At 67.6% G+C, this 9,264-nt stretch carries 10 protein-coding genes; 4 read left to right on the forward strand and 6 right to left on the reverse strand.

Translation table 11 applies throughout. From position 1 onward, the window contains the following. Positions 1-58: 58 nt before the first annotated feature. Together RQI43_RS02105 and RQI43_RS02110 are read right to left on the reverse strand one after the other, a co-directional pair. Positions 59-508, reverse strand: coding sequence for a hypothetical protein (locus tag RQI43_RS02105; protein ID WP_311274037.1), 450 nt, complete (start codon positions 506-508; stop codon positions 59-61). A 2-nt stretch (positions 509-510) separates the two neighbouring features. Further along, complete coding sequence (locus tag RQI43_RS02110; protein WP_311274038.1) at positions 511-2,262, reverse strand: hypothetical protein; 1,752 nt, start codon at positions 2,260-2,262, stop codon at positions 511-513. Between the two features lie 505 nt (positions 2,263-2,767). On the opposite strand from RQI43_RS02110, the gene RQI43_RS02115 reads away from it, so the two are divergent. The 4 genes from RQI43_RS02115 to RQI43_RS02130 all read left to right on the forward strand — a co-directional run bounded on the left by RQI43_RS02115 (position 2,768) and on the right by RQI43_RS02130 (position 6,347). Next, positions 2,768-3,151 carry a hypothetical protein gene (locus RQI43_RS02115; RefSeq protein WP_311274039.1) on the forward strand — a complete coding sequence of 128 codons (384 nt, stop codon included), beginning with the start codon at positions 2,768-2,770 and terminating at the stop codon, positions 3,149-3,151. 262 nt (positions 3,152-3,413) lie between these two features. Beyond that, positions 3,414-4,658, forward strand: coding sequence for an NO-inducible flavohemoprotein (gene hmpA, locus RQI43_RS02120; RefSeq protein ID WP_311274040.1), 1,245 nt, complete (start codon positions 3,414-3,416; stop codon positions 4,656-4,658). Positions 4,659-5,067: 409 nt separating this feature from the next. Then, complete coding sequence (locus tag RQI43_RS02125) at positions 5,068-5,547, forward strand: Hsp20/alpha crystallin family protein (RefSeq protein WP_311274041.1); 480 nt, start codon at positions 5,068-5,070, stop codon at positions 5,545-5,547. After that, positions 5,544-6,347, forward strand: a complete 804-nt coding sequence (locus RQI43_RS02130; RefSeq protein WP_311274042.1) for a Crp/Fnr family transcriptional regulator — start codon at positions 5,544-5,546, stop codon at positions 6,345-6,347. The genes RQI43_RS02125 and RQI43_RS02130 overlap by 4 nt, the downstream gene beginning before the upstream one ends. Positions 6,348-6,596: 249 nt before the next feature. Here the strand turns inward: RQI43_RS02130 and RQI43_RS02135 are convergent, their stop codons facing one another. Genes RQI43_RS02135 through RQI43_RS02150 form a run of 4 tightly spaced genes read right to left on the reverse strand, consistent with a single transcriptional unit; the run spans position 6,597 to position 9,236 of the window. Next, positions 6,597-7,415, reverse strand: a complete 819-nt coding sequence (locus RQI43_RS02135; protein ID WP_311274043.1) for a universal stress protein — start codon at positions 7,413-7,415, stop codon at positions 6,597-6,599. 34 nt (positions 7,416-7,449) lie between these two features. After that, a complete protein-coding gene (locus tag RQI43_RS02140) occupies positions 7,450-8,484 on the reverse strand; it encodes a glucokinase (protein ID WP_311274044.1) in 1,035 nt (344 codons plus the stop codon). An 18-nt stretch (positions 8,485-8,502) separates the two neighbouring features. After that, complete coding sequence (locus RQI43_RS02145; RefSeq protein WP_311274045.1) at positions 8,503-8,862, reverse strand: cytochrome C552; 360 nt, start codon at positions 8,860-8,862, stop codon at positions 8,503-8,505. Continuing rightward, entirely contained in the window at positions 8,859-9,236 is a 378-nt protein-coding gene (locus tag RQI43_RS02150; RefSeq protein ID WP_311274046.1) for an SPW repeat protein, read from the reverse strand. Before RQI43_RS02150 ends, RQI43_RS02145 begins: the two co-directional genes overlap by 4 nt. Positions 9,237-9,264 lie beyond the last annotated feature (28 nt).

The following is a 9,264-nucleotide window of genomic DNA, read 5'->3' on the forward strand; positions in this document are numbered from 1 at the left end:
CATGCTGCCCATGGTGGAAGCCTACCGCAGAAGGGACGATTCGAGACCGTCCCCGACCTCAGTGGTCGTTCTTGGCGATGTCCCACGGCTCCACGGGAAGCTGGCCGATCTGGGCGATGGCCCGGTCGATGTGCCGGGGCTGTGTCATGGCCACCATCGTCACGTAGACGTCCGCGCGTTCCTGGCCGTCGACGCCGGGATCGGCCAGCGCCAGCCCGGCGGCCACGATGGCGCGGCGGGTCGGACCCCCATCGGCATCGTCGGCGGCGGACAGGGCGGCGTAGGTCGTGCGCCATTCCCGGAGGACGCGCCGGAGATAAGCCCGCCCCTCGTCGTGGCCGGGCGGCGCCGGGCGGGGCTCCTGGTGCATGGTCAGGTGCCGGACACGCCCGTATGTGGAGTAGGCGCGACGGCCATGGGGGGAGACCCGGGGCCGGCCCCCGTACCAGCCCTCCTGGATGGCCAGGCGCTGGCGCTGGATCAAGCGGTTCTTTTCCATCGTCGGCATGGTCACGCCTCCACCAGACGCGAAGACGCCCGCCGGGCCGGATGGCGCGCAGCGGGCGTCTGTCTCTGAGGTAGGTAGGTGCCAACCGTCGGGACACCGAGATCATATGTCCTGCTGATGCGCGCCACAACCACGCCGTCACCGGTCGCCGAATTCTCCCTAGTACCCCGTAACACTTCGTGTGCGCGCGAGGCCTCCTCGGGCTCGGCGTCGACGGTCACGGATTCGACGACGGGCTCGGGCGCCGGGACCGGCTTCGGGGCGCGCTTCGCCTTGGGCTTCGGGGTGACGGCGCCGATGGAGGGCACGGCCCGCGCGTCCCGGAGGCAGGTGTCGAGGTAGCGCTGGGTCGGGAGGTCGAAGACATGCGCGATCTCGGCGTTCGTCAGGCCGAGATCGCGCATGTCGATGGCGGCCTTGCCGACGGCGAGCCGGGTGGCCTGCTGGACGTCCCGGCCGGTGACGCCGGCAAGGCGGCGGGCGGTGATGACCCGACCGACGGCGTTGGCCTTCCTCCTGGTGGAATCGACGAGCATGCGCAAATCCGCCTTTTGCATCTCCAGCGTGGTGATGGCGAGATCCTCGCAGAACGTCTTGGGCGCCGGGCGGTAGCGGGGGTCGACCTTCCGCCCCTGGTAGATGACGCGGATGCCCTCGGCGGCGTCCTTGGCCCGCCTCCGGATCGTCACCGTCTTGGCCAGGGCCTCGGCCTCCGACAGGCCGCAGCGGGCCACCTCGGACCGGACGTAGCCCTCCAGGTCGCTGGCGGGCATGTCCCATGCGGCGGCGTAGGCGAGCGCCTTGATCCAGGCGTTGCGGCCACCTCCATCCGGGACGGGACCGGTGCCGTGACGGAGGGCGAAGAGCCGGTCGAGGTCGGCACGGAGCGTTCCCCAGTACGACCTCCAGCCGAGCTTGGCGCCGTGGTGGCCTTCCCGGCGGGGACGGGCGGCGGCGGCCTTCGCGATCCGGTCGGCCTTGGCCTTGGCCTTGTCTTCCTTGGACTGGCGAGCATGGGGGAGGACGGCGGCGCCGAACGCGTCGAAGGTCGTGCGCTGGATGTCCGCGAGGCTATGGGGCCAGGCGAACGACACCTGGGCGCCCGACTTCTCGTTCCGGGTCATGGGCAGGCGGAACCACTTGGTGGCCGTCCTGCCAGATGGGTCGCTTCCCAGGAACAGGAACCGCTCATGCAGGATGCGCTGCATGGCCTTCCAGCGGGTTCCGATGAGGTGCCATGCCTGCGCCGGGTACTGCCAGACAACGAGGTGCCCGCGGCCCGAGAACGTGATCCAGGATGGAGCGGGGAGACCGAGATCCTCGGCGGTGTTGAGGATGACCTCGCGGATCTCCTCGGGCGGGGTGTTGGCCCATTCCGGCGTCGAGTAGCTGTCGAGGTCGACCCAAGACGAGCCGATAGCGACGATGTTGGCTTCGTTCTTCGAGGGCTTGGGCTCGCCCCTCTGATGATAGCGGTACGACGCCATGGACATGAACCGGGCGCCGCCGAGGTCGGGGGTCCGGGTCGCGAGGGCGTGCGGGGACCAGCGCTGGTCGGTCCACGTGTAGATGGGCTTGCCATCGGGCCCCAGCTTGCGGCCGGGCTTGGGGCCGCCGAAAGCCACCTGGCCGGTTCCGCCCTTGGGGTGGAGCAGGCGGGCGTACGTGAGCTGATCGACCTGGAAGGACCAGCGACGGCCCTCGGGCGCCGCGGGGGTGGAGGCCTGGCCTCCGGAGATGTTGTGGGGGGTCACGACGGTCCCTGTGCTGGGCTAAGCCGCGGGGCACCTCTGCCACGACTTGAGCCGACTTCGATGCAGGGAGGGTACACGGGTCGCTGGCAAGGTCAAACCCGGAAGGGGTCGGCCCTATCCTAGCCATATACTTGAAGGACGGGATCGATAATCCACGGTGCAAGGATGGAAGACAGGCCCGCCACAGTTCCTGGCATGGCCGCCACGGGGGTATGCCGGGGGTAGGCGGTATCCAGGGTCACCGGGACGGGGAAGGGTGTCTGGCGAGCCTCCCTCAGGAACCGAGGATCGCGGAACCCGTCCTGAAGGCAGGGTGGGAGCGAAAATAATCTCCCTGCCCCGCCATTGGCCTTCGGCCAGGGGGAGCATACTCCGTAACACATTGTGTGCAGACCGCCCTTTCGAAGGCCGAAAAACGGTGCGTCGGATCGTGTGCGGGACCGTCTACCTTGACGCCCTTGAACCCGCTCTTCTCCCTTGCTGGGCCGAGTGGCATCCTCACTCCATGACCGCCATCCCGCTCGACGCCCTCGAAGCATTCCCGCAGCCCGAGACGCACGTCTCTCGCGCCGCCCGCGCTGCCCGGGAGCGGGAGAACGCCAAGGAGAGGGCCCGCAGGTGGCGCGAGGACCAGCGCGCGGCCGCCGCCGTGGACGAGGCCGTAATCCTCGGTCTGGCCGTCGCCTTCCTGCCTGAGGGCGTCGACACCCACGATGGCGAGATCCCGATGCGCGGGGATGCCGTGACGCTGCAGAAAGTGCTCACTCACGTCGCCCGGGCGTACAGGAATGGGGGCGGCGATTTCGAGGTGGGCAAGCGCCTGGCCGGCGAGCGCCTACAGGTCGCCGGCCAGGAAATCCTCCGTCGCCGGCGTGCCCGCGTCTCCTGACACTCGGCGGTGATTCCACTGAGGCTTACGATGGGAATCGTGATCTCTTGCGTGGAGCTACGTGATCCTTGGGCGAAAATCCTGCTCAACGCCTTTGGCAGTGAAACCCGGAGAATCCCTTTGTCCCCGTGAAAATCGTCTGTGGCTGAGTCTCTGACGACTGGAGCCTGCACGGGACGTCGGACGGTGCCTTGATCCAGCACAAATCCCCCGGGTCGCATGGGTGCCAGACCACGGTGACCGAACTGACCCGGGAAACGTCATGCCCACTCCGCTCATTCCGACCACCGTCAATCTCATCAAGGCCACCGTCCCAGCTCTGGAGGTGCACGGCCTGGAGATCACCAGGCGCATGTACGAACGCCTGTTCCGCGACCCGGCGATGCGGGACCTCTTCAACCAGTCCCACCAAGGCGAGAACGGCTCGCAACCGAAGGCGCTGGCCCAGGCTGTGCTGGCTTACGCCCGCAACATCGACAACCTGGGCGCCCTCGGTGGCGCGGTGGAGCGCATCGCCCAGAAGCACGTCGCCCTCAACATCCTGCCCGAGCACTACCCGGCGGTAGGGGATGCGCTACTCGGCGCCATCGGCGACATCCTGGGCGGGGCGGCCACGGACGAAATCTGCGCCGCCTGGGGCGAGGCGTACTGGTTTCTCGCCGAACTCCTGATCGGCCGTGAGGCAGCAATCTACCGCGACCTCGCGGCAAAGTCCGGCGGCTGGAACGGTTGGCGCGACCTCGTCGTCGAGAGCGTCACCGAGGAAAGCGATACGATCCGCTCCTTCGTCCTCGTGCCTGCGGACGGGGGTCCGATCCTACGTCATGAGCCGGGGCAACACCTCGGATTCCTCTTCACCCTTCCCGGGCATGGGGTGCTTAAGCGGACCTACTCAATTTCCTGTGCCCCGAACGACTGCGCCTACCGCATCACCGTCAAGCGCGAGGCGGGTCCGATCATGCCCGCGGGCGCTGTGTCGAACTGGCTTCACGACCACGCAGCGCCAGGTACAGTCCTGCGGGTGGCACCACCGGCAGGGGACTTCTTCCTGGACCGCACGACCGGCGCCCCGGTGGTGTTGGTGAGCGGCGGTGTCGGCCTCACTCCGATGATGAGCATGCTCGGTGCCATCGCCTCGGAGGCACCCGAACGCCCGACCTGGTACGTCCACGGGAGCTTGAACGGACGGGTGCACGCCATGCGTCGGGAACTGGCCGCCGCCGCCGAAGCGACCCCCAACCTTCATGTCCGGACGTTCTATGCGGCTCCGGAGGCGGAAGACCGGCTCGGCGTCGACTACGACGAGGAGGGGCTCGTCACGGCCGAGTGGCTCATCGCGAACACGCCCCATGCACGAGCGACGTTCTACCTGTGTGGGCCTGGGCCGTTCATGGCGTCGCTGTCCGACGGCCTGCACCGCGCCGGAGTCCCAGCGGAGCGGGTGCGGTTCGAGACCTTCGGTCCGACCCTGGAACTCGAAGAACCGGCGCCGGCGCTCGCCGCCTGACGAACAGGCGTTTGGCTCCCCCGAACCCGACAGGGATGCAGCTCGACCGCATTCCCGTCCCGGGCAGGGACCTTGTGAAGCGGCCTGTAGCGGACCGATCCTCCTTGCTTGAGCGACGGCCGCCTTCCGGACCCCACGAAGGCCGAACGCTTCGCGGCAACCGGCTTCGGCCATCGCGTTGAGGAAGGCATCTCCGCCGATGGTCATAGGTCTTGTTCAAGGTCAAACCTGAAGGGTTTCGTGCCAGGGAGTTTGGAAGACGTGAGACTGTCTGCAAAACCCTTGCGAGATGGGCTTCCTCATTTGAGCAAGGTCTCCCGCGCTTGATCCAAATCAAGGCTGAGGCGAAGACCCGACCTCACCTTTCCAACGAGCAGGCTCACCGGCTCCGCGCAAGGAAGGCTATCCAATGAACCTAAAATCGCTTCTCGCCCTTGGCGACCGTGGCGGCACGCCAGCCGGCGATCAACAAGCCACCCTCTGGCCGTTGCATCGGCTGACCGACCAGATGTTTGGCGACCTTCGTCTCGGCCTACCGGCGCTCCTGCAAGGAGGGGCCCTGCCGCGCATGGACGTCGTCGAGAAGAACGGGGGCATCGAGGTCACCGCCGAGTTGCCGGGGCTTTCGCGCGATGAGGTCCGCATCGAACTCGCCGACGATACGCTCGTCATCAGCGGCGAGAAGCGCCAGGAGAAGGAAGAGACGAAAAGCTCGTGGAAGATCACCGAACGATCCTACGGCGCTTTCGCCCGCACTCTGGACCTGCCTCCGGGCATCAAGGCCGAGGACATCGAGGCGAGCATGGACAAGGGGGTCCTGACCGTGAGGCTCCCCAAGGGCTCGCTGACGACAGCCACTCCCAAGCGCATCGAGATCAAGGCCACGTGAGCGGCGCCGGCATCGGCGGGCTGGACATGCATGCATGGCTGGTCCGACGGCTGGAGAGAGGCGGCCACCTCGAAGAGGTGGACCGTCACGCCCTGTTTGCCCTTCCGCTTCAACGGCGATTCGTCGCGGCGCGTACCGACCTTGACGGCGGACAAGGCCTCCACCTCATCCTCAGCGGTCTGGCTTGCCGCTACGAGACAGAACCCGGAGGGTTCAGACGCATCGTCTCGCTGTACTTCCCGGGAGATCTTTGTGGTTCGGGCTCGTTGTTCTCCTTTGGTCGCCCAGGCAGCGTTAAAACGTTGTCAGCTGGTGAGGTCGCTGACATTTCCATCCACGCGCTACACTCCCTGGTCGAGGCCCACCGGGGCGTCGAGCGAAGTCTCGGCTGGTTGACGCTCATCGAACTCGGCATTGCCCAACGATGGCTCGTCAACGCCGGGCGGGACGCTGAACGGCAGATCGCCCACCTCCTCTGCGAGATCGTGACAAGGCTCCGTGCGACCGGGTGCCGTGAATGCGAGGCGTTCGCGACAGGAATCCGGCAGGCGGTGATCGCGGACATCACGGCGATCTCGCTGGTTCACGTCAATCGGGTGCTGCACGCCCTCCAGGACGCCGACCGGATCAGGCTCGTGAAAGGGGTTATTACCATCCCCGACCTCGACCGGCTGGCAGCCTTTGCCGACTTCGACCCCGGTTACCTGCATTTGCCCGACCAGGTCGGACCATCTCAGTTGGAGCTTGGCCTGCTACGAGGGCCCAGCTTCCCCGATGGCAGGAACTCCGTCGCCCTGTAACGACCTTCGGCTCATGTCTGAATGGCTTCGAGATCGGAACGCGTCAGGGCACGATCTCCGGGGGCATCCCGCCAGGAACGCCTATGGGCTCGTTGGTGGGCGGAATGCCCTCGGGCTCCCAGGTCGGCACGCCCAAGGGCTCCGGCAGGGGGGCCTGGCCAGGCTCGGGCGGGAACGCCGGCGACGGTGGCGGGAAACCCGGCTCGGGATGTTCGGGGTTGCCCGGGTTGGACATGAGCGGACTTGCAGTCAGTGGGACATCAGGCAGGAAACGGGGCCCTTCGACAGCAGGTCGCGCGTGACCCCGCCGAAGAACCACTCGCGCAGGCGGCTGTAGCCGTAGGCGCCCGTCACGATCAGGTCCGCGTCGAACTCGCTGGCCGCCGTCCTGAGGTCGTCGGCAACGGTCCATCCAGAGGGCTTCACAACGTGCGCGGTCGCGTTGACGTCGTGCAGTGTCAGGAATGCGGCGACGTCCTCGATCTCGGACCGCTCCTCGCCATCCGCGATCCGCAACACCCGGACGGCCTCTGCACGCCGCAGGAACGGCAGGGCGTCCGAGACGGCTCGGCGAGTTTGAAGGGTGTTCTTCCAGCCAAGGATCACGCGCCGTGCACCCAGATGCTCGACGCCCGGCGGGACCACTAGAACGGGTCGGCCACTGCCCATCAGCACGTCGCCGATGCCGACCACCATTCCGGGGGAGACGCCTTCGTCATCCGCGTAGCGGCCGGCGACGATCAGGTCCGATGCCCGCGACTGCTGCTCAAGGAAGGGGACCGAGGCGGCGAGGTCGGAACGCCAGGTGACCCGGTCGTTCAGGCACGAGGCCTGTCGGAAGACCTGCTCTGCGCTCTTGAGCCGGTCTAGGGCCGCCACCCGGATCTCTTCGATGGCCATGCCGGCCGGAACGATGGTCTCGCCGAAGCCCTGCGGATACTCAGGCAGACAGCTGGCTGCCCCCACCAGGCGTGCGCCGAAGCGGTGGGCGAGCTCAGCGGCCAAGCGGACCCGCCCTGCGGAGTGGCGTCCGTCATCGACCGCGACCATGAGGCTTGCATAGGACATGGGGTTCGCTCCTGGGCTCGACCGCGAGAGACTCTCATGGTGCGGCGGGCGTCGATGCACGACCTTGATCTGCCTCAACCCTGCGCCAGTCCTGGCCGGGGAACAGGAAGCCGTCTTCGTCTGCCAGAAGCGCGGCCAGTCCATCGATGGCGGGCTCCGGGCGCGTGATGACGAAGCGCGGGACGGCGCACATCCCCTCTTGGAACGGCGGCTTGTCCTCGAAGGCGGCGTGGAACGCGTCGCCCTGCAGGTCCGCGATGATCCGCGGAGCGATCCCGCCGGCCAGGAAGACGCCTCCGGTCGCCCCGAACATCAGGGACAAGTCGCCAGCGAAGCGGCCTAGAAGGCGTGTGAACTGTTCGACAGTCTCGCGCGCGACCGCGTTCCCCGCCCTGCCGTCGAGGATTTCCGCCGGCAGGCGCCAGCAGACCTCTGCATCACGTGCCGCCGCAAGCGCCCGTGCGATCCTTACAAGGCCAGGGCCGGACAACAGGGTTTCGGCCGTCAGCCTGCCTTCCAACGGCATCAGTCGGTGCCATGGCAGGCCGTCATCTGGCTCGCAGGGTCCGAACCCGATATGCCCGGCCTCCGTCGTCTGGATCAGGTAACGCTCGCCTGCCGTGATCAGGGCCGCTGCGCCGAGGCCCGTCCCCGGCCCGATGACGAGGCGGGTGCCCGTTCCGGCGGCCGGTGGACCGATCCGCAGCAGGTCGGCGGGGTCGGCCGGGTCAAGAATCGTGAGGGCAGCCGCGAGGGGGACGTAGTCATTGATCAGCCGCAACGCGTCGAAGCCGAGCGCGAGGCCGATCTCAGCGAGGTCGAACCGCCAGGGCGCGTTGGTCAGGCGCGTCACACCGCTACCGACCCGACCCGCGACGGCGAGACACGCCGCACGCGGCATGACCATTCCGGGCCGATCAAGATAGGACCTTATAGCCTCCACCGGGCCGGGGAAGACTGCCGTCGTCACCTTCCAGATCGGCGTCGGGTGTGCGTCCGGCCGCGGCAGGATGGCGAACCGGGCGTAGGTGCCGCCGATGTCGGCCAGGAGTACGGGAAAGGGAAGCATCGCTCTCGATCTCCGGCCTCACGGCCTCGCGGGCTCCGCCGTCTTGAGGCTGAGAACGTAGTCGATGACCGCATCCAGCTCGTCCCGGTCCAGTCGCACGCTCGGCATCCATTGATGGTGGCTTTGCAGGAAGACGTTGAGCGCCACGCCCGTGGTCGAGGGCATGGCGGCGATGGTCCGGAAGTCCGGTCCGACGTGCCCGCCTTCCTGTGGTTCCTTGCCGATGACGTGGCACCGGCTGCAAAGCTGCGCGGCAACGGTCCAGCCCTGGATGCGGTGATCCTCATCCGGGCCGGCAGCAGCCGGGAACGTAATGGCGAGCATCGCCAATTCCGCGAGGGCGACAATTCCGGCTTGGGGTAATGACGCTCTGGTCATGGCTTCCTCCCCAGATTGAGCCAGGCCAGCGCGGACGCGAGGGTCAAACCACCGAGCGTCACGTGGGCCCAGGTCGCCACGTCGTTGGTGGCGAACCCGAGCATCCAGGGGGCCAGCAGCGTCCAGGCACCGGTGAGCGCGACGGCGCGCTCCAGCACGGCTCGGAAGCGGAGCTGGTTCGCGGCGGACAGCCCGAAGATCAGCATTCCCGGCAGGAGGGCGGAGGCGCCAGGCCGTCCCTGGTCGATAAGGAGGAGGACCCACGCGGCCAGCACCAGCGCGGCGCCACTCGCGTGCTGCAGGGCGCCGAGAAGGATCTGGTCCGTCCGCCATCCCGATAGTGAGGGGCGCGCGTGTAGTTGCGACCGGGCCATGCGAGGCCTCCAACCGATGACCGCGCCG

Origin of the sequence: Methylobacterium sp. WCS2018Hpa-22 (genome assembly GCF_031843785.1) — a bacterium.
GTDB lineage: Bacteria > Pseudomonadota > Alphaproteobacteria > Rhizobiales > Beijerinckiaceae > Methylobacterium.